This is a genomic window from Streptomyces sp. NPDC006516 (genome assembly GCF_040611875.1).
GTDB lineage: Bacteria > Actinomycetota > Actinomycetes > Streptomycetales > Streptomycetaceae > Streptomyces.
In genome coordinates, this window is sequence record NZ_JBEXPD010000009.1 from 189,609 (window position 1) to 214,551 (window position 24,943).

The 24,943-nt window shown below is 71.3% G+C and carries 19 protein-coding genes; 5 read left to right on the plus strand and 14 right to left on the minus strand.

The genetic code is table 11. The features are described from left to right. Window positions 1-52 precede the first annotated feature (52 nt). Window positions 53-262, plus strand: coding sequence for a hypothetical protein (locus ABZY45_RS23915; RefSeq protein WP_356742793.1), 210 nt, complete (start codon window positions 53-55; stop codon window positions 260-262). A 243-nt stretch (window positions 263-505) separates the two neighbouring features. Here ABZY45_RS23915 and ABZY45_RS23920 read toward each other — a convergent pair whose 3' ends face one another. From ABZY45_RS23920 to ABZY45_RS23985, 14 genes are all read right to left on the minus strand, one after another. After that, the gene (locus ABZY45_RS23920) at window positions 506-2,272 is read right to left on the minus strand and encodes a discoidin domain-containing protein (RefSeq protein WP_356742795.1); all 1,767 of its coding nucleotides are present in this window, start codon (window positions 2,270-2,272) and stop codon (window positions 506-508) included. A gap of 86 nt (window positions 2,273-2,358) precedes the next feature. Then, on the minus strand, window positions 2,359-3,474 hold the full coding sequence (locus tag ABZY45_RS23925; protein ID WP_356742797.1) for a DUF1996 domain-containing protein: 1,116 nt from the start codon (window positions 3,472-3,474) through the stop codon (window positions 2,359-2,361). A 529-nt stretch (window positions 3,475-4,003) separates the two neighbouring features. Next, on the minus strand, window positions 4,004-5,140 hold the full coding sequence (locus ABZY45_RS23930; protein ID WP_356742959.1) for a S1 family peptidase: 1,137 nt from the start codon (window positions 5,138-5,140) through the stop codon (window positions 4,004-4,006). 179 nt (window positions 5,141-5,319) lie between these two features. Beyond that, complete coding sequence (locus tag ABZY45_RS23935) at window positions 5,320-6,831, minus strand: carboxylesterase family protein (RefSeq protein ID WP_356742798.1); 1,512 nt, start codon at window positions 6,829-6,831, stop codon at window positions 5,320-5,322. 250 nt (window positions 6,832-7,081) lie between these two features. Beyond that, complete coding sequence (locus tag ABZY45_RS23940) at window positions 7,082-8,629, minus strand: ATP-binding cassette domain-containing protein (RefSeq protein ID WP_356742799.1); 1,548 nt, start codon at window positions 8,627-8,629, stop codon at window positions 7,082-7,084. Beyond that, window positions 8,626-9,435 carry an ABC transporter permease subunit gene (locus ABZY45_RS23945; RefSeq protein WP_356742800.1) on the minus strand — a complete coding sequence of 270 codons (810 nt, stop codon included), beginning with the start codon at window positions 9,433-9,435 and terminating at the stop codon, window positions 8,626-8,628. The genes ABZY45_RS23940 and ABZY45_RS23945 overlap by 4 nt, the downstream gene beginning before the upstream one ends. Next, on the minus strand, window positions 9,432-10,385 hold the full coding sequence (locus tag ABZY45_RS23950) for an ABC transporter permease (RefSeq protein WP_356742802.1): 954 nt from the start codon (window positions 10,383-10,385) through the stop codon (window positions 9,432-9,434). Before ABZY45_RS23950 ends, ABZY45_RS23945 begins: the two co-directional genes overlap by 4 nt. After that, a complete protein-coding gene (locus ABZY45_RS23955; RefSeq protein ID WP_356742803.1) occupies window positions 10,382-11,971 on the minus strand; it encodes an ABC transporter substrate-binding protein in 1,590 nt (529 codons plus the stop codon). Before ABZY45_RS23955 ends, ABZY45_RS23950 begins: the two co-directional genes overlap by 4 nt. Then, a complete protein-coding gene (locus tag ABZY45_RS23960; RefSeq protein ID WP_356742805.1) occupies window positions 11,968-12,798 on the minus strand; it encodes a class I SAM-dependent methyltransferase in 831 nt (276 codons plus the stop codon). The genes ABZY45_RS23955 and ABZY45_RS23960 overlap by 4 nt, the downstream gene beginning before the upstream one ends. Beyond that, a complete protein-coding gene (locus ABZY45_RS23965) occupies window positions 12,795-14,072 on the minus strand; it encodes an MFS transporter (protein ID WP_356742806.1) in 1,278 nt (425 codons plus the stop codon). The genes ABZY45_RS23960 and ABZY45_RS23965 overlap by 4 nt, the downstream gene beginning before the upstream one ends. Next, window positions 14,069-15,214, minus strand: coding sequence for an enolase C-terminal domain-like protein (locus tag ABZY45_RS23970; protein ID WP_356742807.1), 1,146 nt, complete (start codon window positions 15,212-15,214; stop codon window positions 14,069-14,071). Before ABZY45_RS23970 ends, ABZY45_RS23965 begins: the two co-directional genes overlap by 4 nt. Further along, on the minus strand, window positions 15,211-16,299 hold the full coding sequence (locus ABZY45_RS23975) for a pyridoxal-phosphate dependent enzyme (protein ID WP_356742809.1): 1,089 nt from the start codon (window positions 16,297-16,299) through the stop codon (window positions 15,211-15,213). The genes ABZY45_RS23970 and ABZY45_RS23975 overlap by 4 nt, the downstream gene beginning before the upstream one ends. After that, window positions 16,296-17,141 (minus strand): DUF364 domain-containing protein, encoded by an 846-nt coding sequence (locus ABZY45_RS23980; RefSeq protein ID WP_356742810.1) that lies wholly within the window; start codon window positions 17,139-17,141, stop codon window positions 16,296-16,298. The genes ABZY45_RS23975 and ABZY45_RS23980 overlap by 4 nt, the downstream gene beginning before the upstream one ends. Continuing rightward, window positions 17,138-18,394 carry an ATP-grasp domain-containing protein gene (locus tag ABZY45_RS23985; RefSeq protein ID WP_356742811.1) on the minus strand — a complete coding sequence of 419 codons (1,257 nt, stop codon included), beginning with the start codon at window positions 18,392-18,394 and terminating at the stop codon, window positions 17,138-17,140. Before ABZY45_RS23985 ends, ABZY45_RS23980 begins: the two co-directional genes overlap by 4 nt. Window positions 18,395-18,605: 211 nt before the next feature. Between ABZY45_RS23985 and ABZY45_RS23990 the strand changes: the two genes are divergently transcribed. The 4 genes from ABZY45_RS23990 (at window position 18,606) to ABZY45_RS24005 (ending at window position 24,915) form a co-directional block, all read left to right on the plus strand. Further along, window positions 18,606-19,073 (plus strand): DUF5709 domain-containing protein, encoded by a 468-nt coding sequence (locus ABZY45_RS23990; RefSeq protein WP_356742813.1) that lies wholly within the window; start codon window positions 18,606-18,608, stop codon window positions 19,071-19,073. Window positions 19,074-19,595: 522 nt separating this feature from the next. After that, the gene (locus tag ABZY45_RS23995) at window positions 19,596-21,428 is read left to right on the plus strand and encodes an ABC transporter ATP-binding protein (RefSeq protein ID WP_356742814.1); all 1,833 of its coding nucleotides are present in this window, start codon (window positions 19,596-19,598) and stop codon (window positions 21,426-21,428) included. A 273-nt stretch (window positions 21,429-21,701) separates the two neighbouring features. Then, window positions 21,702-23,141 (plus strand): NADP-dependent phosphogluconate dehydrogenase, encoded by a 1,440-nt coding sequence (gene gndA, locus ABZY45_RS24000; protein ID WP_356742815.1) that lies wholly within the window; start codon window positions 21,702-21,704, stop codon window positions 23,139-23,141. 337 nt (window positions 23,142-23,478) lie between these two features. After that, the gene (locus ABZY45_RS24005; protein ID WP_356742817.1) at window positions 23,479-24,915 is read left to right on the plus strand and encodes a protein kinase; all 1,437 of its coding nucleotides are present in this window, start codon (window positions 23,479-23,481) and stop codon (window positions 24,913-24,915) included. Window positions 24,916-24,943 lie beyond the last annotated feature (28 nt).

Consider the following 24,943-nt stretch of genomic DNA (forward strand, 5'->3'; position numbering starts at 1 on the left):
CCAGAGCGAGGCCGCGCCTGTCGGCCGCCGGTTCGGCACCAACGGCCGCCGCGTGTATCCCCCGCAGGCGGTGGGTGCGCTTCTGGTCCGCGATGCGGCTGCGGTCTCGGACCGGGTGGTGGAGAAGCGCGCGTTCTCGGTCACGGATCTCGGCGAGTTCGCACGGGTGCACCTCACCCACACCCCGAGGCCGGGAGCAGGCGCTCCGGCCAGGCAGGCGCACGAGGCGACCGGGACAGAGGGCCTGGCCGGCCGGGCCTGAGTGCGGTGCTGAGTGACAGCCGAACGATCCCCACGGTGCGGTGAGCGCGGCGCCCCGCGATGGCGGAACGATGCGCACCGTGCGGGTACGGCGCCTCGCGGGCAGGAGCACGGATCGGACGGGTTCCGGACAGAGTGAGCAGGCGTGAGTCCGCGGCGGGCCACGCTGGTTCGTGGCCCGCCGCGGACTTTCCGGCCACGCCGACGGCGGGGAGTGGGACGGCGCGGCAGGCTCTGCGGGCGGTCAGCTCCGGTAGACGCCGAACTCGTGGAGCGAGTAGCCCCAAGCGGTGCCACGCACGGAAACGCTCACCCGCACGTAACGCCCCTCGCCGGTGACGGCGAGGTCGTCGATGCCGCCGTCGCCCTCGGTGACGGTGCGGACGGTGGTCCACTCCTGGCCGTTGTCCGAGGTCTGCACCGTGTACCCCTTGGCGTAAGCGGTCTCCCATGCCAGCTGCACGTGGTCGAAGGCCGACCTCGTGCCGAGGTCCACCTGGATCCACTGCTGGTCGGCCCATTCACTCGCCCAGCGCGTGTCGAAGGAACCGTCGACCGCGTTGCCCGCCGGGCACGGGCAGCCGACCCCGCCGGGCTGGAAGCTCGACGCGGTCGCCGGCTTGCCCGCCGCGAGGTTCGTCCCTCCGACCTGCGGCGGCACGACCCGGAAGGACCTGGTCTCGATGCCGACGTTGCCCTTCCCGTCCGTGGTCTTGAGGTAGACCTTCCACACGCCGAGGCGGTCAGGGGCGGTGAGCTCGAACGTGCCGTTCCCCTTGTCCGTGAAGCGTGCGTCGTCGAGTTGTCCGCTGCCGTTCACGTATCTGCTGCCGAGCAGCACCTGGTGGGTGAGCGGGTCACCGTCGGGGTCGGAGACCTGGGCCTTCACGGTGAAGGGCCTGCCCGCCTGGACCGCCGAGGCGCGCTCCACGCTCATGCCGGTGATCACCGGGGGTGTGTTGTCGCCCGAGGTGTCCGCGCCGTAGGCCTTCTTCACCGCGTAGTACGCGAGCCGCTTCTGTCCGGCGGGAAGCAGGTTGAACCAGACGCCGCCGAAGTCGTACTCGGTGCCGTAGTGGAAGAGCGTGGCGCCGAGCGCCACCCCCGGGTGACCCGCGACGCACTGCCACGCCCTGCTGTATCCCTCGGCCTTCGCCAGGTCCGTCGGCTCGTCCGGCACGCCGTGGGCGTCGTCGGGTACCTCCCACTCACCGGCCGGCCCGCCCTCGGTCACGATGTAGGGCTTGTCGAAGTCTCCGTCCTCCCAGGTCTTCCGGATGTCGCAGACGGCACCGTAGGAGTTCACGGCGTACAGATCGAGGTCGGGTGCGTTCTTCTTGTAGTACGGCCAGGCTCCGGTCCACGCGTCGGTCGAGGTCACCGGGTGGTTCGGGTCGACGGCGTGGATCCTCTTCGCGATGTCGTTGACGAACGTCGTGTACGCGTCGCGCTGCTGTTCGAGGGCGGCACCGCTGTAGCAGTTCTGCAGGCCGAGCACCGACTCGTTGCCCACGTTCCAGAGCAGTACACCGGGGTGGTCCTTGTAGGTCTCCACCCACCGGGGGAACTCGGCCAGCATGGTGTTCTTGTAGCCGGCGTCCGTCAGGTAGTCGACGCATCCACCGCTGCCGGGCCCGCCGCCCGGCTGGAGCCAGAATCCGGCGACGACCTTTATGCCGTTGGCGGCCGCGCTGTCCAGCAGGGGTTTGGTGGTGGCGTCGGTGCCCCAGGTGCGGATGGTGTTGACACCCATCGACCTGACGTCCGGCATATAGCGGTCGGCGTCGGAGACCGCGGGGCCCCAGGTCAGGCCCTTCACCGTGTACGGCGCACCGTCGACGGTCAGTCTCCAGGCTCCTTGCGACCCCTCGACCTTCACCACGCTCCCGGCCGCCTGCGCGGCCGGCGCGGGGAGGGTCGCCGCCGCGGCGGTGATGAGGGCCGCGACGGCGAGCCGTGCCGTCGTTCGGCTGCGACGCCGGGCCGCGGGGATGACAGGTGGCAGTTTCATGAGGGCTGCGGCTCCTCTGTGGGGGAAATGTGGGAGAGCGCTCTCCCTCTTGGGCGCGGTGCGCCCAAGAGGGAGAGCGTGAGCGGTCAGGGCAGTTCGTAGTTCTCGTCCAGCGCGGCGCCCGCGCCGGGGTTGTTCTGGTCGTAGCCCCGGGCGTCGCACTGGAGGCCGCCCACGATGCAGTGACCGACCATGGCGTCGAGCGTGGCGTCGTCCCACGCGTTGAAGAAGTCGTAGTGGAAGGAGTGACCGGTTCCGCTGGCCAGCCTCACCTGCGACATGTCGCCGTTGACCGGCCAGGCCATCTTGAACTCGATCATCGGCAGCGCGACCGGGTGGGTCGCCGGGCAGACGTCCTGATTGGCACCCATCACGATGGGGTACCTCATGTGGGCCTGGTGATCCGGGGTGTCCAGATGCTTGCCGTCCCAGCAACTGGGAGCTTGCATACGGAGGTTGAGCTGCGTGTCCCGGCTGGTCGGGCAGGACGCCGGGAACTCGTAGTTGTGGTAGCTCTCACCGCACTCGTACCCCTCGACCATGCCCGGGTGGTCACGGAACTGCTCGGCCGTCTGCGTCGGACTGCCGACGACGAACCGCAGCCCCTTGGGGAAGGGCCGCACGGTCCGGTAGTCGGTGACTCCCGCCTTGTAGTAGATGGTCTGCGGGCCGACGGGGCGCACCTCCCTGTCACCGTTGTAGAGCGTCGGCATCCAGTAGGCGGAGAGGTCGCCGGGCGCCTTGCACGCGGTACCGCCCGCGCTGAGCGACGAGGTGGTGCTGTTCTCGTCCGTGGTGCCGTTTCCCATGAAGGTGTGGTTGTGGGACTTGCCTGTCTGACCGGGGTAGACGATCGGGTCCACCGATCCGGTGTGGTTTACGGAGCAGTTCGCCTGGAACTCGTGGAAATACCGGTGCGGCGGTATTTCGGTGGACGGCACCACTCCGGTGACCGGCGGGTTCGCCGGGATGTAGCCGTCGCCGTCGGGATCGTCGCCCGAAGGAACAGGACCGGCCGCCGCCATGACGTGACCCTGCATCACGTGTGACGCGACACCGGTCGCCTCCGCGGCCTTCGGGGTGGCCCCTGCCTTCAGGGCTCCGCTGCCGCCGATCGGGGCGAGCCCCATGACCACCAGGGCCAGTGCGACGGCTACGACGAGGGCGGACACCAAGCGGGTTCGTCTGGATAATTCGGCCATGCGGACCTCCATACTGCTCTGCGTCCCGTGCGCTTCAGGTGCACGGTGGGGGGAGAGTGGAGCTTGCTGGCGCAGTGTGCGCGAGCGCTTCGGAGAGCGCTCTCCGAAGCGCTGTCAGTGTTGCGCCGCCGTCGAGAGCATGTCAATAGACGGTGAACGGCTTCCGGTCGCTCGACCGAGGAGTTGACGGCCACGTCGGGGATCCCCCGCCCCGAAGAGCGGGTCGCCCGGCTGGTGCGGCGACGGGACCGGGGAGGGCAGCCCGCGAGAAGATGTCCTGTGTGGCTCCCGGCCCGCCGCAGAGCTGGAAGTGCGGTAGCCAGTCAGGGAGTTCGGGAATGGCCGTGGGAGCGCGGGGCGCCGTGGACAGCCCCTGCAACGACTACCCCGCAGGGGCCCCGGGCGCGCGGCGCCCAAAACGACAAGGGTCTGCTGCGGCAGGGGGCCACCCTGCTGCCGCAGCAGACCAGTCATGTTCCGCGCGCCGGTGACCCCGCCGGGCCACCGGCACCCGGCGGGGTCACTCGGGTCAGGCGGTGTGAAGCGTCAGCCCGTACCGGTTGAGAATCTCGTTGATGGGCTGGTGCCAGGTCTCCCCGCCGCTGCCGCAGTTGCCCCAGCCGCCGGAGGTGACGCCCTGCGCCTGGTCGCCGCTGATGAACGAACCGCCCGAGTCGCCGGGTTCGGCGCACACGCTGGTCTTGGTCATCTGGCGTACGGCGCCCTGGCTGTAGTTGACCGTCTCGTTCTTCGCCAGGACGTTGCCACAGTGCCAGTGGGTGGTGGAACCGGAGCGGCAGATGGAGGCACCGATCGGGGCCTCGTTGGATCCGCGAACCAGCTGGTCGGACACGGTGCCCCAGCCCAGCACGACCGGGACGGTCCACCAGCCGCTGCCGACGTTGACCCACGCGTAGTCGTTCTCGGGGAAGGACGATCCCTGGAAGCTGCCGATGGCCGAGCCGTCCCAGCCCCTCACCGCTCCCCCGGCCTGTCCGCAGTGCCCGGCCGTGACGAAGCCGCCGTGCACCGAGAAGCCTATGGAACACCGGACGTTGCCCGTGTAGTACGGGTCGCCGCCGACCGTACCGGCGGCGAAGGTCTGCGGGGCCTCGGCTGTCTGCTTCACCGTGACCGGGCCGGCTTCGCGCGCCTTGGCCACGAATGCGCGGACATCGTTGTCACCCTGCTCGGAGGCGACCACGTTGATCACCACACTGTTCGCCCGGGGATCCACGTGCCAGCTGCTGACGCCGCTGGGGGCCGAGAGTGCGTCCAGCTTGCTCTTCGCGGCGTCGAGCTGACGCGCCGTATGGCTGACGAGGCTCGTCTGCGCGCCGGTGGCGCGGACCGCTCGGGCCTTGGCGCCGTCGGTCACCGCCACTGTCAGCTTGCCGCTGTCCGCGTCGAACCAGGAGCCGCCGTACGACGCGCCGGCGGCGCTCCGTGCCGTACCTTCCAGCGCGGTCGCGGCCTTCTCCGCGGTGATCCTGGCCACCGCCTGGTCCTCGGTCAGCCCGAGGTCCCGCTGCATGGCGGTGATGAGGCCCGCGGAGGCCTGAGGGCCGCCGGTGGAGGAGGAGGCGTCCGCCGCGGAGGCCTGGGTGAGGCCGGCGGTCGCCCAGGTGCCGATGATGAGCAGTGCGGAGAGACCGGTCCGCACCATCGTCGTATGTCTCAAGGGAGTGCCCCTTCGTGTTGTTCCAGCTTCGTGGGGGTGGAACAGGAAGCAGCCGAGAGCCATCTGAGAGCGCTCTCAGAAATGCCGTTACGGACTGTAGACCAGTTCGAAGGGCAGGTCCATGCCAATGACGCCTTCATGCGTCGACCGGCGTCGGGGCGAGGTCACGGGGAGAGCAGAGGAAGCCCTGCCGCGCGCCACGGAACACGGAAGTCGTCCCACCGGCCGGCAGGCACGTCTGTCGTGGTGTCCCAGATCCGCACGGGACCACCCGTCGGCGTGAGCGCGGGCCAGCCGGGGTCGCCGGTGGCCGCGAACTCCGCCCACGCGCGCGTCATCCGCGACGCGAGTGCGCGGTCTGCCTCGCCCGGGGGACCCCCGATGAGGAAGTGGACGTCCTCGTCGTACAAGGTGCCGAACGCGAACGGGATGTCCGCGCAGTGCCAGGCCCTGACCGGCTTCCCCAGGCCGTCGCGCTGCCGGACGAAGCGCGCCAGGCGGCTCCGGCCACCCGCTCTCACGTGCGCCTCGGCCAGTCGGCTGCTGTACTCGCCGAACAGCAGATCCCCGTACAGAGCGAGGAAGAGCTCCTGCGCGGAGGCCTCGGGCATGCGTGCGCGATAGGCCTCCAGCACAGTGGGTGACAGCTGGAAGTCGGCTGCGAACCGGTCGAGTTGACCGGCGTCGGACATCCTGGCGCAGCTGCCCACCGCGTCCAGCAGCCAGTACTCCTCCGCCGTGTGACACACCAGCAGCTCCACATCGCGGCCGGCTCCCCCGGCACAGGCCGTGAGGGGGTCGAGGGGCAGGGTGGGTCCTCCTGCCACGGGGCCGTAGATGGCCGGATCGTAGTGACGTGGGCCTGATCCGGGGTCGCGCCGGTAGGTGTCGGCCACCCGGTCGGAGGCATCGACCAGCGTCTTCGGTGAGGCGGACATCAGCCCTTCGTACGTGGCGGGCACCCCGGCCTCCGCGGCCACCTCCGCCGTGGTCCGGGCGGCCGACCAGGGCGAGGCGCAGGCGTTCACGGCACTGTGGGCCACAGCGCGCCGGAAGAGGCCGCGCGCCCCGGCCATGGCCATGAGGCAGGCGACCGAGGTCGCTCCTGCGGACTGCCCGGCCACGGTGACCCGGTCGGCGTCACCGCCGAACGCGGCGATGTTGTCCTGTACCCATGTAAGGGCGGCCACCTGGTCCAGCAGGCCCCGGTTGTCCGGGCAGCTCTCACCGTCCTCGGCGTACGGGACGTGGCCGAACCCCTCGAAGCCCAGACGGTAGTTGAGTGTCACGACCACCAGGCCGTGACCGGCGAGGACAGTCCCGTCGAAGTCCGGCTGGGCCGAGGAACCGAAGACGTAGGCGCCGCCGTGGATCCAGACGAGCACGGGCAGCGAGTCGCCGCTCCCGCCGGGGGTCCATATGTTGAGGCTGAGCACGTCCTCGTCACCGGGCGACCAGGCCGGCGCCCCCGGCAACCGCGCGGACTGCGGGGCGACGGGGCCGAAGTCGGCGCAGTCCCGGACCCCGTCCCAGGGCAGCGCGGGACGCGGGGCGCGAAAGCGCCTCGGCCCGAACGGCGGGGCGGCGTAAGGGATTCCACGCAGCACGACGATCCCGGGATCGCGTTCGGCACGCCGCCCCGTGACCGCCCCGGCCTGCGTCGTGAACACTCTCATCCGTACTCCCCTTACCTCGCCCGCGCGATCCGCAGTCAGCCTCGCACCCGGCGGCCGTCACGGGCCAACACCTCTGCGTCACCGATTGACGCATCCGCGATGTGAATCGGTCGGGTGGACTTCTTACGTGCCGTCCTCGACCACCGCGGCCGGAGTGACGCCGGAGCACGACGCCGCCCAAGCGCTCGTCCGGTCGCGTGTTCACACCACGGGGGCCGGCCCCGCGTCGCGGTCCGGGGGGCCGACGGGCTCAGGGACGTGCCGCAGCTCCCCACCCTCGGGAAGCACCGATCAGCTCGGCCGTGAACGGGTGCTCGGGTGCGTTCAGGATCCGGTCCCTCGGCCCCTCCTCGACCACCTCGCCCGCGTCCAGCACGGCCATGCGTGTCGCCGGTGCCGCGGTGCCGATGTCGTGGGTGATCAGGACGACGCTCAGCCCGTCGCTCCGCCGGATCAGTGCGGCCAGCAGGTCCAGCAGGGAGCGCCGGGTCACCGGGTCGAGCCCCGACGTGATCTCGTCGCAGATCAGCACCCGGGGCCGGGCGAGGAGTGCCCGTGCCAGGGCGGCCCGCTGGAGTTCGCCGCCGGACAGCCGGGCGGGCAGCCTGCGGATGAGGCTCCCGTCCAGGCCCAGGTCACTCAGGACCCGGCGCGCCTCCTCCGTCGCCTCCCGCCTGCCCGCCCCTCGCAGGCGTGTCGCGGTGCGGGCCACCTGGTCCAGGACCGGCCGGTGCTCGTCGAACGCGGCCCGGGCGTCCTGGAAGACGTACTGCACGGCGGCGAGCTGTTCGCGGCTGCGCTCGCGCAGGCTGCGCGGAAGGGCCGTGCCGTCCAGCAGGATCTGCCCCGAGTGGTCGCGGTGGAGTCCCGCGAGGCAGCGGGCGAGGGTGGTCTTGCCGCTGCCCGAGCGTCCGAGCACGGCAAGGCATTCCCCGGCGCGCAGGGCGAGCCGGTCCACGCGCAGGACGGGCTCGCGCGCACCCCCGTTCCGGTGCCGGGCGACCAGTGCGCCGACGGTCAGCACCTCCGCGCCCGTGTGTCCGGGGTCCGCGTACGGCATGTTCCTCGGCTCGGCGAGGAGTTCCTTCGTCCACGGGTGTGTGGGGGTGTCCAGGACGGCGCGGGCCGCGCCCTGCTCCACGACGCGTCCGCCGCGCATCACCAGTACCTCGTCGGCGAGTTCGCGTACGACGTCCAGGTCGTGGCTGAGCAGCAGCACGGCGATGCCACGGGCGGCCAGCGACGCCAGTTCGCCGACGATACGCCGCTTGGTCAACGCGTCCTGGCCGGTGGTGGGTTCGTCGGCGACGACGATGCGGGCGCCGAGCAGGAGCGCCTGGGCGAGCACCGCACGTTGCTGCTGGCCACCGGACAGCTGGTGCGGGTACCGGCGCGACAGCGTCTCCCCGTCGTCGAGTTGGGCGTCGGCGTGTGCCTGGACACGGCGCTCTCCGGCGGCGGCTCGCCGCTCGCGGCGGGGCAGGTGGCGTACCTGCTGTCGTGCCATGTCGTTCAGGAGGGCCCCGGTCCGCCGGGCCGGGTTGAGAACGGCGGCGGGGTGCTGGGGGACGTAACCGATCCGGGCGCCGTGCACGCTGACCTCTCCGGTGACCCGGGCGCCGGCGGGGTATTCGCCGAGCAGGGCGAGGCCGGTGGTGGTCTTGCCGCTGCCGGACGCGCCGACCAGCGCGGTGACGGTGCCGGGCAGGATCCGGAGCGAGACCCGGTCGACGAGCACCTCGCCGTCCACCTCGACCGTCAGGTCGGTGAGGGCGGCGAGCGCTGGTTCCTGGTTCATGGTCGGCGGCCCTTCCGGGGCGGGGTGCGGTTTTCCATCGCGGCGTCGACCAGGAGGTTGCTGCCCATGGTCAGGGCGATGATGAGCAGGGCGGGCACGACGACGGCCCAGGGCTGGATGAGCAGTCCGGTGCGGTTGCGGTCGACCATCACCGCCCAGTCGGCGGCGTCGGGGGCGACTCCGATGCCGAGGAAGGCCGCGGTGGCCACCAGGTAGAGCACTCCGGTCAGCCGGATGCCCGCGTCGGCCGCCAGGGTCCGTGCGATGGACCGCCCGACACAGCCGACGGCGAGGCGCCACCAGCTCTCCCCTTGCATCCGCAGCGCCTCCACGGCCGGCCGGGACGCCGCCTCGGCCGCTGCCGCACGCACGATCCGGGCCGCGTCGGGAACCGAGACGAACGCCACCAGCAGCACGAGTCCGACGGCGCCGGGCGGGAAGACAGCGGCGACGAGCAGCATCATGAGCAGTGAGGGAACAGCGAGCAGCACGTCAAGGGGACGCATCAGCAGCTCCTCCAGCCATCTGCGGTGGGTGAGCGCGCCGACCAGCCCGACCGGCAGGGCGACAAGATACGCGAGGAGCGTCGCGGCGAGCGCGACGAGGACCACGGGCCGGCCTCCTAGCAGTACCTGGTGCACGACGTCGCGGCCGACGAAATCGGTACCGAGGCGGTAGCCCTCGCCGAGGGTGAAGGAGGCCGCGCGGGCCGGGGCTTCACCCGCCAGGTACGGGCCGGCCAGGGCGAGGCCGAGTGGGAGGGCGACGACGGCCGCTCCGGGGCCGTATCTGCGAAGACGCTTCACGCGGCCACCCCCGAGCGTGGCGCGAGCCGGTGGGTGACGAGGTCCGCGCCGAGGTTGAGCACGACGGTGGCGAGGCCGAACACCACGGCGAGACCTTGCACGACGGGTATGTCGCGGTCGGCGACCGCGTTCATGAGGACGGTGCCGAGTCCGGGGATCACGTAGAGGGCCTCCACGACGATGACACCGCACAGCAGCCAGTCGATGGTGCGTGCCAGTTGCTGGGTGGCGGGGGCGAGGGCGTTGGGCAGGGCGTGCCCGTAGCGGACGCGGGTGCCGGAGAGTCCGTAGCGTCGCGCCTGCGCGGTCCAGGGGGCGGCGAGCGCTTCGATCATGCCTGCCCTGACCAGCCGTGCCAGGGAGCAGACGGGCCTGGCGAGCAGGACCAGGACGGGCAGGACCAGCACGGTGGGGTGAGCGAGCAGGTCGTCCCCGTAGCCCAGCGCGGTCGGCGGCAGCCAGCCGAACCGCAGCGCGAAGACGCTCACCAGCAGCACCCCGAGGGCGAATTCGGGCACCGCGTAGACGCCGAGGGTTGCCGAGCTGATCAGGCGGTCGGTGAACCGGCCTTCGTGCCGTGCGGCGAGGACACCGAGGCCGATGCCCAGGGGCACCAGGAGCAGCACGGTGAGGCCGGCGAGCAGCAGCGTGGGGCCGAAGCCGTCCACGAGGAAGCCGGACACCGGCCGCCCGGAGGTGAGTGAGGTACCGAAGTCGCCGTGGAGCAGTCCCAGGACCCATTCGGCCAGGCGCTCGTGGGCGGGTCGGTCCAGTCCCATCGCCTCGCGGACGGCCGCGATGCGTTCCGGGTCGGGCTGGTCACCGGCGAAGGCCACGGCGGCGTCACCCGGCAGTGCCTCGGTGAGCGCGAAGACCAGCAGTACGACGGCGGCGGTCTGCACGGCTCCGAGTACCAGCCGCCGGGCGATCCAGGAACGCCGTCCGTTCACGCCAGCCAGACCTTGTCGAAGCGTGCCCAGTCCAGGGTGTTGGCGGGTGCCTCACGCGCGACGCCACGCAGGTTGGGTGCGGTGCCGAGGATCCAGTCACCGAACCCCCAGACGAGGAAACCTCCTTCGGCGTGCAGCTGCCGCTGCATCCGGCCGTAGAGGGTGGCCCGCCCCGCCTTGTCCTTGGTGGACTGGGCCTGCTGGTAGAGCGCGTCGAACTTCTTGTCCTGCCATTTCGTGGCGTTGGTGGTGGAGCCGGTGAGCAGCCGCTGGGAGATGTGCGACTCGATGGGCATGGCGCCCGACCGGTAGCAGCACAGGGTGCCGGAGTCGAGGATGTCCTTCCAGTACGAGTCCTTGCTGCCCATCCGCACCTCGACGGCCACTCCGGCGCGTGCCGCCTGGTCGCGGAAGATGCCGGCGGCCTCGGTGAACCCCGCGGCGACGGCGGAGGTGTCGAGGGTGACCTTCAGGCCCTCCGCACCGGCCCGCTTCAGCAGATGGCGGGCGCGGTCGAGGTCCTGCTCACGCTGGGGCAGTTCGTCGGCGTAGTACTCGTAGCCCTTGCCGAAGAGGTCGTTCCCCTGCTCTCCCGCCCCGGACAGGGCGCCGTCGACCAGTTCCGCGCGGTCCGCGATGTGGAAGAACGCCTCGCGGACCAGGGGGTCGTCGAAGGGCGGGCGGTCGGTCTTCATGGCGAACGCCTGCATGGCACTGTTGCGCAGCCGGACGATCCCGATCGCACCGGCCTTCTCGTGGGCGCGTCCCGTCGCGGGCGTGAGCTCGTGGGCGTACTCGACCTGGCCGCCGAGCAGTGCGTTGATCCGGGCGGACTCCTCGTTGGCGACGACGAATTCGAGCTCGTCGAGGTGCGGGGCACCGTCCCAGTAGGCCTCGTTGCGCCGCAGGACGGTGGATCGGCCCGGTGTGAAGGAGACGTACTCGAAGGGGCCGGAGCCCACCGGGTCGCGGTCGAACGAGGTGGCGCCGTCCTGGACGATGTAGGTCCCGAACGCCGCCATGACGTTGGGGAATTCGGCGGTCGGACGCTTGAGTACGAATTCGACGGTGCGCTCACCCGTGGCCCGGCTGGCCGCCAGGTCGACGGGTTCCAGGGACGCGCGGGCTCGGTATGCCTTGGCGGGATCGGCGATGCGCCGGTAGCTGTACAGGACGTCGGCCGCGGTCACCGGCTTCCCGTCGTGGAAGTCCGCCTGCCGGAGCGTGACCTTCCAGCGGTCGAGGCCCGCGTTCGGCTCCCAGGCCTCGGCCAGGCGCGGTTCGGCGGACAGGTCGGCTGCGTAGTCGGCGAGCTTGTCGAAGAGGGCCTTTCCCCGGGCGGCGTCCGCGAAGAGGTTGCCCAGGTGCGGGTCGAGGGTCTCCGCCGCGCCGCCCCCCGCGAAGGCGGCACGCAGCCGTCCACCGCGCCGTGGAGTGCCGTCAGCCTTGTCGCCCGTGTCCTGTGTGGCGCCGGATCCGGAACAGCCGGTGAGGGCGAGCGCACCGGCGCATGCCACGCCGGCGGCGAGGAAGCCGCGCCTGCGCAGGGCGGGGAAGCGCTCGTGTTTGTCGTGGGGTGTCGTCATGGTTGCTCTCCTACGGGTGGGTGGGCGGAGGTGCGGGCCGTCCTCTTCCTCGCGACGAGGTGGAGCCGGTCTCCGTCGGCCGCGGTGCCGGGTTCGGCACCGGGACGCCAGACGGGTTCGGTGCGTGGCCCGGGGCCGTCGTGCAGGGCGAGGACGTCGAAGCCGTGGACGGTGAGGAAGTGCCGCAGTTCCTGGGGCAGGAGCAGCCGCCACGCCGACCGCTCCTCGACGGCCGGGGTGCCGTCGTCGGCGGTCCAGTGGCGGGTGCGCCGCAGGAGCTGCGCGGCTCGGTCCAGGTACAGGGTGGTGGTCGAGCGGTAGGTGGTGCCCTGCCAGGTGAAGCGCGCGGTTCCGGGCGCGGCGGGAGGTTCGGCGCGCCCGAGGAAGTAGGCGCCGTTGCGCATCTCGGCGACCAGCAGTCCACCGGGGCCGAGGGCGCGGCGGCAGGACGTCAGGAACCCGTCCAGTTGCTCGTTGGTGTGGCAGTACAGCAGTGAGCTGTCCAGGCACACCACCGCGTCGAAGACACCCCGCCCGAAGTCGAACCGGCTGAGATCGGCCTGTACGTGTACCGGCCCCGGGTGGTGGACGCGGGCGTGGGCGAGCATGGTGGCGGAGAGGTCGGCGGCCGTGACACGGCGCCCCGCACGGTGGAGACAGGCCGCGTCGCGGCCGGTACCGCAGCCGAGGTCCAGGACGGCCGGGCCCGCGCCGTGCCGCCGCAGGCATTCCTCCGCCCAGCGGCCCGCGAGCTGTTCGGGGTCGGGGAACCTCGCCTCGTACAGCTCGGGGCGATCGGTGAGCAGGTTCCCCCTGCGCTGCTTCATGCCGCCACCGCCACGGGTGCCGGCTGTGTCCGGGGGAGGGTCCCCCTGCGCTGGAGCCAGAACACGCCTGCGGCCGAGGCCAGTCCGGTCGCCAGGCAGCAGGCCCAGGGCAGGAGTTCGGTCACACCGTCGTGCGCCCCCTGCCGTTGCGCGGCGTCCATGGCCCAGCCGACAGCGGCGTTCCCGAGGGCGGCAGCGATCCCGGAGACGGCGTAGAAGATCCCGAAGTACGTACCGGTCAGGGCCTGCCGCCCGAAGCCCGGGATCAGCTCCATGACGAAGGGCTGGGCGGTCATGACGCCGAGGTGGAGCAGAAGGGCCCCGGCGAGCACGGGCAGGACGCGCAGGGCGGCGTCGAGTGTGCCGTCCGGCTGTGTGCCGGCGCCGGCCACCAGCATGGGGGGTACGAAGGCGAGCCCCATCAGGACGAGCCCGGTGGCGATCCAGCGGCCCCTGCTCCCTCGTCCCTTCAGCGCGCGGGTGATCCGCAGTTGGAGCGCGATGCCGGCGATCGTCCCGGTGAGGAAGACGAGGCCTGCGGCGCCGTCCCAGCCGGTGGCCTGCCGGGCGCCGTCGGGCAGCAGCAGATAGAGCTGGTTCTCCAGGGTGAACATCCCGACCATGACCAGGGCGAAGGCGAGGAAGGCCCGGTTCCCGACGGCCTCACGCCAGTCGGCGGCGACGCTGCCGGTGGCCGCCGGCACGTCCCGGGCGGGGAGCACCAGTGCCTGGGCGACGGTGAGAAGGGCGAAGATCCCGGCGGCGGTGAGCGCGGAGGCACGGAAGTCGACGAGCAGCAGGAGACTGCCGAGGAGAGGGCCGATGAGGGCGCCGGTGGTCGCGAAGACGTTGAAGAGGGCGAAGGCCTCGGCCTTCCGCTCCCCCGCCTCCTGGGCGAGGTAGGTGCGGACGGCCGGGTTGAAGAGGGCGCCGGCCACTCCGCTGAGCACGGACGCGGCGAGCAGCACGGGCAGCCCGTCGCCCAGCGCGAAGAGGGCGAAACCGACGGTGCGTATCCCGCAGCCGGCGATGATGACACCCCGCGCGCCGAGCCGGTCCGCGGCGGAGCCGCCTATGAGGAACAGGCCCTGCTGGCTGAGATTGCGTACGCCGAGTACGACGCCGACGACGGCCGCCGACATGCCCAGGCCGTCGCCCAGGTGGGTGGCGAGGTAAGGGATGAGGAGATAGAAACCGGTGTTGACACCGAGCTGGTTGACCAGCAGCAGACGGATGGCGAGCGGGAAGCCGCGGATCTCGTGCAAGGTCCTCATGAGGCCTCGCTCCAGGATGCGGCTGCGGCACGGGATCCGGCACGGGTACAGGAACCGGCATCGGGTTCGGCGCTAGGCACGTCGTCCGCACGGGGTGCGCCCCCTGCGCGCGGTCGTACGCCGAGCCCCGGCTCTCCGCCGGCGGTGACGAACCCGTCCGTGCCGCCGATGCCGGTCCACGGGTCGTGTGCCAGCAGGAGGTGCCCGTCGAGGTCTGCCCAGCGGGCACGGTCGGCGATGTGGACCGCGGGGGCGATGCCCAGGGTGCTGGCGGTCAGGCAGCCGAGCATCAGGTCCGTGCCGCTGCCCTCGATCAGGGTCGCGATGCGCAGGGCCGCGTGGACACCGCCGCACTTCGCGAGCTTGACGTTGATTCCATGGACACGCCCGGCGAGCCGCCGCGCGTCCTCGTAGGTGACCGCGTCCTCGTCGGCGATGACGGGCACGGGAGAGCGCGCCGCGAACCGGGCGAGGGCTTCGGGGTCGCCGGGGGTGAGCGGCTGCTCGACTGCCTCGACGCCGAGTTCGGCGAAACGGGGCAGCAGTGCGCGCGCCTGGCCCGCCGACCAGGCCCCGTTGGGGTCGAGGAGCAGCCGGGCGCGAGGCGCGGCGGCGCGGACGGCGCGTACCCGGTCGAGATCCGTTTCAGGGTCCCGATCGCCTGCCTTGATCTTGATGAGGGAGAAGCCCGCGTCGGCCAGGGCGCGTGCCTGGACGGCCGCCCGGCCCGGCGACATGAGGGAGATGGTGCGGGCGGTGGCGGCTCTCGGCGCCACCGGGGACCCCAGGAAGCGGTGGACGGCGGTGGCGGTGCGCTTGCCGACCAGGTCGAGGAGTGCCGCCTCGGTCGCGGCCGTCATCGCGGCCGGCGTGTCGGGCCCGGTGAACTCACCGACCCGAAGGGCGTGCAGCGCGGTCTCCGGGCCCGCGAAACGGGTGAGCGACTCGGCGGTCCGAGCGGCGAGGCGTTGCAGCGTGGGGGCGTCGAGACCGTAGAAGACACTGGTGACGGCCTCGCCGTGGCCGCTGAGCCCCTCGTGCTCGACGGTCAGACGGACGGCGTCGCGGGCGGTCATGGTCGAACGCGAGATGCGCAGCGGCTCGGCCAGCACCAGCCGCACCGTGGTCTGGGTGAGTTTCACGGCTGCCTCCCCAGGTCGCCGCCGGCCAGAGGATCGGTGACGGTGGTGCACCTGGCCCATCCCCCGGTCTGCGCGGCGCGCGGGTGCGGGATGTCGACGGGACGGTCGGCGGTGAGACGGGGGTCCAGTTGGTGGGCGGTCAGGAAGTCGTCGTCGTACACCGTTCCCAGGTAGCGGTGGGGCCCGTCGGGGAAGACGGTCGCGACGGCCTGTCCCGGGTGAGCACCGGCGGCCCACGCGGCGACGCGTGCGACGGCGCCCGTGCTCCAGCCGCCGCTGACGAAATTGCCCCGCGCGAGCCGTCGGCAGGCGTCCGCGGCCTCGGCGGGACCGATCCAGTGGACCTCGTCGAAGGCCTCGTAGGCGACGTTGCGCGGGTGGATGCTGCTGCCGAGGCCGCGCATGAGCCGGGGAGCGGGAGGCTGCCCGAAGATGGTCGATCCGGTGGAGTCGACGGCGATGAGACGCAGCCGGGGCCAGTGCCGGCGCAGGGGCCCGGCGATGCCGGCGCTGTGTCCGCCGGTACCGACGCTGCAGACGAGGATGTCGAGGTGGTCGAGCTGGGTCGCCAGTTCCGCCGCGAGGGAGGCGTAACCGGCGCTGTTGTCCGGGTTGTTGTACTGGTCGGGCCAGTAGGCTCCGGGAAGCCGGCCGAGCAGGTCGTGCAGCCTCTGGAGGCGGGCGCCCTGCCAGCCGCCGTGCACGGCCGGGCGGTCGACGAGTTCGAGCCGGGCTCCGTACGAGCGGAGCAACTGCCGCATGGAAGGCTCCAGTTCACTGTCACCGACCAGTACGACCGGGTGACCGAGCGCCTGGCCCGCGAAGGCGAGCCCTATGCCCAGGGTGCCGGAGGTGGACTCCACGACCGGCGCTCCGGGGAGCAGTTCGCCGCGTTCCTCGGCGCCGAGCAGCATGGACACCGCGGCGCGGGCCTTCATGCCGCCGACGGCGTGTGCTTCGAGCTTGGCCCAGAAGCCCGGATGCCGCGCGGGCAGCCCGGTGGTGATCCGGGCGAGCGGGGTGCGGCCGATGAGGGACAGGAGCTCGCGGTTGGGTGCGAGGGCGGGCAGGGAAAGGGTGCTCATGAGGTGCCTCCGTCGTGCGCCCGGTAGCGGTGGAGGGTGCCGGGTCCGCCGTCGAGCCAGAAGAAGGGGTACGGTTCCGCGCACACCGCTGCCACCCCCGCGCCGAGGAAACGCGGCAGGACCGCGCTTCCGGTCTGCGCGAACATGACCAGCGGCTTCCCGAGTTCCCACGCGCTCCGGCTCAACGGTGCGAAGGTGCCGTTGCCGAGCGTCATTCCGGAGGCCAGCACCGCGTCGCAGCGGCCGACCTCGGCGAGGGCGTCGGTCACGATGGGCTCACCCCATTCCGTGGTCCCGCCCTTGAAGTCGCAGGGAATCGCACGCAGGCCGCGTGAACGGAGCTCCGCGAGAAGTGAGTTGACGACTCCGACCAACAGAACCGTTCGTCCGGGGGGAAGTTGCAGCAGGTCGACCACTGCGGAGGCGCGGGCCCGCGAGCGTTCCAGCGAGTTGCCGGCGGGGATGTCCACCGGCTGGGCGCCCTGGGCAGGGGTGTGCGGCAGGACGTCCATCAGGAAGGCGTCCAGCGCCGCGACCCGGACCGGTAGCAGCGGATGGGCGAGCAGCGCGGCCAGCTCCGCACCGGCACAGTCCTCGACCGTGCCGTCGGGCAGGGCGCCCGGTTCGACCGCGCACGAGCCGACGCTGCGGCCCAGACGCAGGCTGAGGACCTCGTTGCGATAGCCGCCGTGCCGCCCTTCGTGCCGTACGGCCTGGGACGTGGTGAAGGCGACATCGATGCGCCGGGTCCGGGGTCCCGGGCCGAATTCCCCTCGTAGAACCTGGTCGAGAAGCGTGTCGAAACACGGGGTCAGGGGGCGTGAGGACCCGCCCGCCGTCATGAGCGCACCAGCCGGGGTCGCACTCCGGCAAGCAGGGACTCGACGCGCTGACGGGCGCCGAGTCCGCCGGTGTCGCCCGCCATGACGTGCCCGAGGTAGGCGTTGTTGCTGTCCGCCGTCTCGACCGTGCGGCCTGCCTCGGCGAACTGCGCCTCGATGACCCCGTCCATGTCCGCCACTCCGGCGGCGCCGTCGAAGGAGGCGAGGGTCCCGGGGGCGTCGGGAACCAGGAAGCCGATGGCCGCACTGCGCAGCCCGGTGTCGCGCGGCTGGAGGACGGGTTGCCTGCCGAGTGCCACATCGACGCAGACGGCGGCCAGATCGATCCCGGTGACATGGCGGACGAGTTCGGTGATGCGGTTGCCCGCAGGGCGGGGGTTGACCTCCACGACCCGGGGGCCGTCAGCCGTCAGCTTGATCTCGGTGTGCGCCACGACGTCGTCGAGCCCGAGCGCGGCCCCCGCGCCCAGTGCGGTCGCGGTGACCGCGGCGAGCGCGTCGGGGTCCAGGGCGGCCGGGAACATGTGCCCGGTCTCGACGAAGGCCGGGGCCCCGCCGACGCTCTTGTCCGTCACCCCGACGACGTGGGCCACCCCGCGGCAGGTCACGGTCTCTACGCTCACCTCCGGCCCCAGGAGGAACTCCTCCAGCAGGATGTGGGGCGTGCGCCGCTGCCCCCTCGCGTTGTACGGGAAGGCCGCGAGGGCGCGGCAGGCCTCGGCCAGCTGCTGCTCGTCGTCGGCCCGGCGTACGAGCATGCCGGCGCAGAGGTCGACCGGTTTGACGACCAGCGGGTAGCCCAGGCCACGGGCGGCCACGACGGCGTCCGCCTCGTCCGTACAGACGGCGAAGCGGGGGCCGGGGACGCCGGCGGCGGCGAGAACCGCGCGGGTCGCGTCCTTGCGGCAGGCGTTCTCCATGGCCTCGGGCGAGGGGCCCGGCAGGCCGAGGTGAGCGGCGATCCGGGCGGCGGTCGGCAGGTAGTAGTCACAGGAGGTGACCACCCCGTCGAAGCCCAGGACGCCGTGCACCTTCTCCACCTGCGGAATCAGCAGGTCGAGGTCGTTGGTCGGCGCAGTCACCACGTTACGGGCGGTGAGCAGGGGGTGACCGGCCCCCTCCGGCGCGGCTCGCAGGTAATGACTCAGGTCGCGGGTGAGAAAGGTGAAATGGTGCCCCGCCTCCCCCAGGGCGCGGGGCAGCAGTCTGCTCATCGACCCCACCCAGCTCTCGACCACCAGCAGATGACTCACGAACTCCCCCTTTTTCATGGCGCGATCGGGATTGCGGGCAGGCAGGAGTCACCCCCGCGGAGGTTCCGGGCCGCCCGCACACACGCTATCGACAATCGTTTTCATTGTCATCTGAATCAGCGTCACGGCTGCCCGCGGCCCCTATCCGTTGCGCCCCTCGCCGGACCGGAGTGGAATTACGTACAGGGGGACCCGGAGGAAGGGACTCGCCATGACCGACAGGGAGAGCGACCGGGGGGACGACGTCTACCAGCCGCAGGAGCCGGAGGCCTCCGACCCCGCCGACCTGCTGGATGTGGAGGACACCCTGGACACGTCCGGGGTCACGGACGTCCTGGAGGAGGGGTACTCCCCGCCCGACCGGCCCTGGGCCGTCGACGACGAGGGGACCACCGCGTCGGAGCAGCACACGGGCGAATCCCTCGACAGCCGCCTGACCAGGGAAGTTCCCGAGACTCCGGGGGCCGCCGACGACTGGATCGGCGATCTCGCGGGTGGTGAAGGAGAGCCCTACGACACGGAAGTGGGCACCGATCGTGCCGGGCGGCTCACGCAGGGCGGCGACGGCCACGTGCCCTCCACCCTCACCGCACAGGATGTCGGCATCGACGGCGCGGCCGCCTCCGCCGAGGAAGCGGCCATGCATGTGATCCCCGAGGAGGAGGATCTGTTCGGGTAGCGGTCCGCGCGGCGACGTCGCTTCGGGCGGCCGGCGCGCCGACGACCACTTCGAGCGGCGGCCCGCATGCCGAGCGGCACGCCGGCGCGAGTTCCCCGTGCCCGTACTCCCGGATCACGCCGGCCGCGTTCCCCCGTCCGTCCCTTGCCGAGGGCGCTCCCCCGCGGCCGTCCACCGGTCACCGCGGGCGCCCCTTATGGCCGTCCTTGAGGCGGCACAGGCCCACTCCCCTCGCGGCGGCGCACCGGCCCACGCCCTTGCACGACCGGCCCGGCATGACCGTACGCACGCGCCGTGTGGTGCGAGGGCGTGCGCAGGGACCGGCCGAAACGCACCGGTGTGCTGTCCCTCCCCACGAAAACGCTTGGACTCCGCCTGCCCGGCCACGGGAGACTTCCCAGTCCCGGATCTCTCGCCGCGGACGCACGGCGAGCGCTCCGCCGGGTACGGCGCCGCCCTCCCGCAGGCCTCACACCGCGGCGGAACCCGGAGCAACTGCCCGCGAAACGACATGAGGTCGGCATGGGATCGCAGCAGTCTCACGGCACCGGACCGGACAGCGGCCCGGTCCGGATCGCACTTCGCCACTACCTTCGGGAGTTGTCCCGCCTACCCGGACTGTCCGTGCCGGCGCTTCTGCTGCCGGCCATCGGCAACATCGGGATCACCTATCTCGCACCGCTGGTCGTCGCCAAGCTCGTCGGCCGCATCGCGGACGGCGGGGGCATCGGCGTCCGCGAGGCACTGCCCTACATCGCCGTGTTCACCGGGGTCCTGCTCCTGGCGGAGACGATGTGGCGGATCGGCCTGCACTGCCTCAACCGGGTCGACGCACTCGGCATCGAGCACCTGTACGTCACCGGCATGGATGCCCTGTTCGCCAAGGACGCCGCCTTCTTCCAGGACAACTTCGCAGGCTCCCTGACGAAGCGGGTGCTGAGTTTCGCCTCCCGCTTCGAGGAGTTCGTCGACACCCTCACGTTCAGCGTCATAGGAAGCCTGGCGCCGCTGCTGTTCGGCACGGTGATCCTCTGGACCTACGACCCCCTGCTGGTGGCCGGGCTCCTGACGATGATCGCGCTGACCGCCGTGTGCGCCGCCCCGCTCATCCGCCGCCGTCAGCAGCTGGTCAACCGGCGGGAGGAGGCGATCGCGCGTGTTTCCGGACATGTCTCCGACGCGCTGATGAACATGGACACCGTGCGCGCGTTCGCCGCCGAGGAGCGCGAGGCCGCCGAGCACAGGGCGCGGGTCGCCGAGTCCCGGCGGCTGACACTGCGCTCGTGGGACTACGGAAACCTCCGCATCGACACCTTCGTCGCTCCGATGTCGGTCCTGACCAACGGCCTGGGCCTGCTCCTCGCCGTCGCGTTCGGCGCGGGTGGCGGCAGCGTGGAGGCGATCGTGGTGGCGTTCACCTACTACACCGGTTCGACCCGCATCATGTTCGAGTTCAACCAGATCTACCGCCGTCTCGAGAGCTCGATGACCGAGGCCGCGCAGTTCACCGAGCTGCTCGTCGCGCCGCCCACCGTGCTCGATCCGCCGGAGCCGGAGCCCCTTCGCGCGAAGACGGCGGACGTCCGCTTCGAGAAGGTGACCTTCGCGCACGACGGCGGCCGGCCGATCTTCGACGGACTCGACCTGGACGTCCCGAGCGGTGCGAGGATCGGTCTCGTCGGCCGCTCCGGCGGAGGCAAGACCACTCTGACCCGGCTGCTGTTACGCATGGCCGACCTCCAGTCGGGCCGCATCCTGATCGGTGGGCAGGACATCAGCCGGCTGACCCAGGCCGACCTGCGGAGCCTCATCGCGTACGTCCCCCAGGAACCGGCCATGTTCCACCGCACCTTGCGCGAGAACATCCTCTTCGCCCGGCCGGACGCCACCGAGGCCGAGATCCGCGCTGCCGCCGATGCCGCGCACGTCACCGAGTTCGCCGACCAGCTGCCCGCCGGCTTCGGCACCATGGTCGGGGAGCGGGGCGTCAAGCTGTCCGGCGGTCAGCGCCAGCGGGTCGCCCTCGCCAGGGCCATCCTGCGTGACGCGCCGGTCCTGCTGCTGGACGAGGCGACCAGCGCGCTGGACTCGGAGAGCGAGACCCTCGTCCAGCAGGCGCTGTGGCAACTGATGGAAGGCAGGACCGCCCTGGTCGTCGCCCACCGCCTGAGCACGGTGGCGGCGATGGACCGCCTCATCGTCCTCGACCGGGGCCGCATAGCCGAGCAGGGCACACACCAGGAGCTGCTGCTCACCGAGGGGGCGTACGCCAAGCTCTGGCACCACCAGTCGGGCGGCTTCCTCGTCGACACCGCGGCCGGACGGCCCGTCACCCCGGCCGAACAGCCGGGGTGACGGGCCCCCTGCCGCTTTCCCGTGCCGGACCGCAGGGGGCAGGTTCGTGCGCCGGTACGCCGCGACCAGCAGCGCCCGGCCCTCCGGCGGAAGGCACCACGGCCGCCCTTGCGGACGGCGGAGATCGCGATGCCCATCCGGGGGACATCGGCGACACCCTGACAGCATCCCGGTCCGCAGTCGTCCGCGCCTCGTAAGCTCGGGAGCGCGTTTCATCATGGCGGTCGGCCAAAACTGTCCAGGACCCCGAGACCGGAAGTAGGCAGAGCCACAATGAGCAGCACAGCGCAGATCGGCGTCACAGGACTTGCCGTCATGGGACGCAACCTGGCCCGGAACTTCGCGCGCAACGGATACACAGTCGCTCTGCACAATCGCACGGCCGCCCGCACCCACGAGCTCGTCGAACAGTTCGGCGACGAAGGGGATTTCATCGCGACCGAGAGCGCCGCCGACTTCGTGGCAGCCTTGGAAAGGCCACGACGCCTGGTCATCATGGTCAAGGCCGGAAACCCCACGGACGCGGTGATCGCCGAGTTCGCCCCTCTGCTGGAACCCGGCGATGTGATCATCGACGGAGGCAACGCGCACTTCGAAGACACGCGCCGCCGGGAGCGCGATCTGCGCGAACAGGACATCCACTTCGTCGGCACCGGCATCTCCGGCGGCGAGGAAGGCGCGCTCAACGGGCCCAGCATCATGCCGGGCGGCAGCAAGGAGTCGTACGAGTCACTGGGACCGATGCTGGAGAAGATCTCGGCGAAGGCCAAGGACGGCGCTCCCTGCGTCACGCATATCGGGCCGGACGGCGCCGGACACTTCGTAAAAATGACGCACAACGGCATCGAGTACGCCGACATGCAGCTCATCGCCGAGGCGTACCACCTGCTCCGCGACGTGGCCGGGTACTCCCCCGCACAGATCGCGGACATCTTCCGCACCTGGAACACCGGGCGCCTGGACTCGTACCTCATCGAGATCACCGCTGAGGTGCTCTCGCACGTCGATGCGGCGACCGGTAAGCCCTTCGTGGACGTCGTGCTCGACCAGGCGGAGCAGAAGGGCACAGGCCGCTGGACCGTGCAGATCGCCCTCGATCTGGGCGTTCCCGTCTCCGGCATCGCCGAGGCCGTCTTCGCCCGCTCCGTCTCCGGCCACGCCGACCTCCGTGACGCCTCACGCGACCTCGCGGGCCCGACCGCCCGCAAGCTGGGTGCGGACGAGGCGGCGGCATTCGCCGACCAGGTCGAGCAGGCACTGTACGCCTCGAAGATCGTCGCCTACACCCAGGGCTTCCACGAAATCTCGGTCGGCAGCGAGCAGTACGACTGGAACATCGACCTCGGCAAGGTCGCCTCGATCTGGCGCGGCGGATGCATCATCCGGGCCGCTTTCCTCGACCGGATCACCAGCGCCTACGAGGCCCAGCCCCGGATGCCGAGCCTCCTCTCCGACAAGAGCTTCGCCGAGGAGATCGCCGCCGCCCAGGACGACTGGCGCACCGTGATCGCCGCCGCCGTCACCCAGGGCGTCCCCACCCCCGCCTTCGCCGCCACCCTCGCCTACTACGACTCCCTGCGCGCCGAACGCCTCCCCGCCGCCCTCACCCAGGGCCAGCGCGACTACTTCGGCGCCCACACCTATCACCGCACCGACCGGGAAGGCACCTTCCACACCCTCTGGGGCGGCGACAAGACCGAAGTCGAAGGCTGACCGACCCCCGCACACACGGGAGGAATCGCCCCCGCGACGCGCGAACGCCGACGATCTGACGAGCTGGAGGCGAACGCTCCCGTCCACCGCAGCTCGGCGCACAGGCATGCAAACGAGGTGAGGCTGCGATCCACACCCGTGGGCACTGTTCTTCTCCCGCACGCGGAGTACAAGGAACCGCTGTACGCCGCTCCCCCGCTGCTCCAGCGGATGGGCGGACAGGCTGCGACTGTGAATACGCGAGGCTAGTCCAGCTCCTGGCGGGTACCCGCATCGCGGAGGCGGGTCGTCACGGACCCACCAAGGGTGCGAGCCCTCCGATGCAGAGGGAGTGGGAATGAGACTGCGCGACTTCGCTCAGGCCACAGGTCCCCGGTGTTCAGCAGAGGTGCTGAGCGGCCGGTACCGTCTGGACGACCGCCTCGGCTCAGGCGGTGCTGCGGACGTGCACCGCGGGTTCGATCTGCGGCTGAGACGACCGGTCGCGGTCAAGATTTTCCGGCCCGATGCGTGCGTCGCCGGGGAGGAGAGCCTGGACAGCGAAGCGCTGATCCTGGCCCGGCTCCACCACCCCGGACTCATCACCGCTTTCGACACCGGGCAGCACGATGGGCGTGCCTTCCTGGTCATGCAACTGATCGAAGGCATCACCCTCAAGGAGCGCATCGCCCAGGGCACGCTGCTTCCCGAGGCCACCGCCGCACTCGGCGCCGGCCTCGCCCAGGCGCTGGGTCACGCACACGAAGCCGGGATCGTCCACCGCGACGTCAAGCCCTCCAACATCCTCCTGGACCGCGCCGAGCGGCCCTACCTGGCCGACTTCGGCATCTCGCGACGTCTGGACACCACCCACACGGGCACCGGCACGCTCATCGGCACGCCCGCGTACCTCTCTCCCGAGCAGGTCCTCGGCCGGCCCGTCGGCCGGCCGGCCGACATCTACGCCCTCGGCCTGGTACTCCTCGAATGCCTCACGGGAAAGCTCGAGTACGACGGCGGCCCTCTGGAGGCCGCGATCGCACGACTGCACCGTCCCCCCGCCCTGCCTCCTGAGCTTCCCGAACAACTGAGTCGCCTGCTGCGCAGGATGACGGCCCTGGACGAGCAGGACCGGCCACCGGCCCGCGACTGCGCTCGCGAACTGATCGCAATGGCCGGTACAGCCCCGGTCCCTTCCGCCCCATCGCCGTCCACCACGAGCCTCGTCGCCCCTCGGCCGTCTTCACGAACGGCCGGCCACACCCACGCAAATCCGATGCCCGCCAGGATGCAGGACACTCGCCCACGCCCGCCCGCACGGCGAAGGCGGACCCTCGCAGCCGGCACGATGGCCGCACTCACTGCTGCGGTGGTGGCCGCGTTCGGCGTCACCGGCACCTCCGCACCGCAAGACAACGACGGCACCGCAACGAAGGCCACCGGTACCCCCGGCGGCACGATGGACCCATCCGGCACCGCAGGCCAGAAAAGCGCGCCGGCTGCCTCGGCGACGGCGCAACCCCCTGGCCTCAGCACCTCTTCCGGCACACGCCCCGGCGAAACCCCCGAGCAAAGCCTCCGCCCCGTGTCCCCCCATTCGCACGGCGCATCCTCGGGCATCTCAGCAGACAGGCCGCAACAACCCGCGCCGAAAGACAAAGGCACTGCACAAGCGTCACCGGGAAGTGACACGGCGCCCCAGGCCCCCTCTCGACCGCCCGGTCAGGCGAAGAAGAAGGATGCGGCCGAGAACAAGGCCCGGGAAACGACGAAATCGGGGCCCCCGGAGCGCTGACCTGCACCGGTTCTCGTCGCCGAGGTGC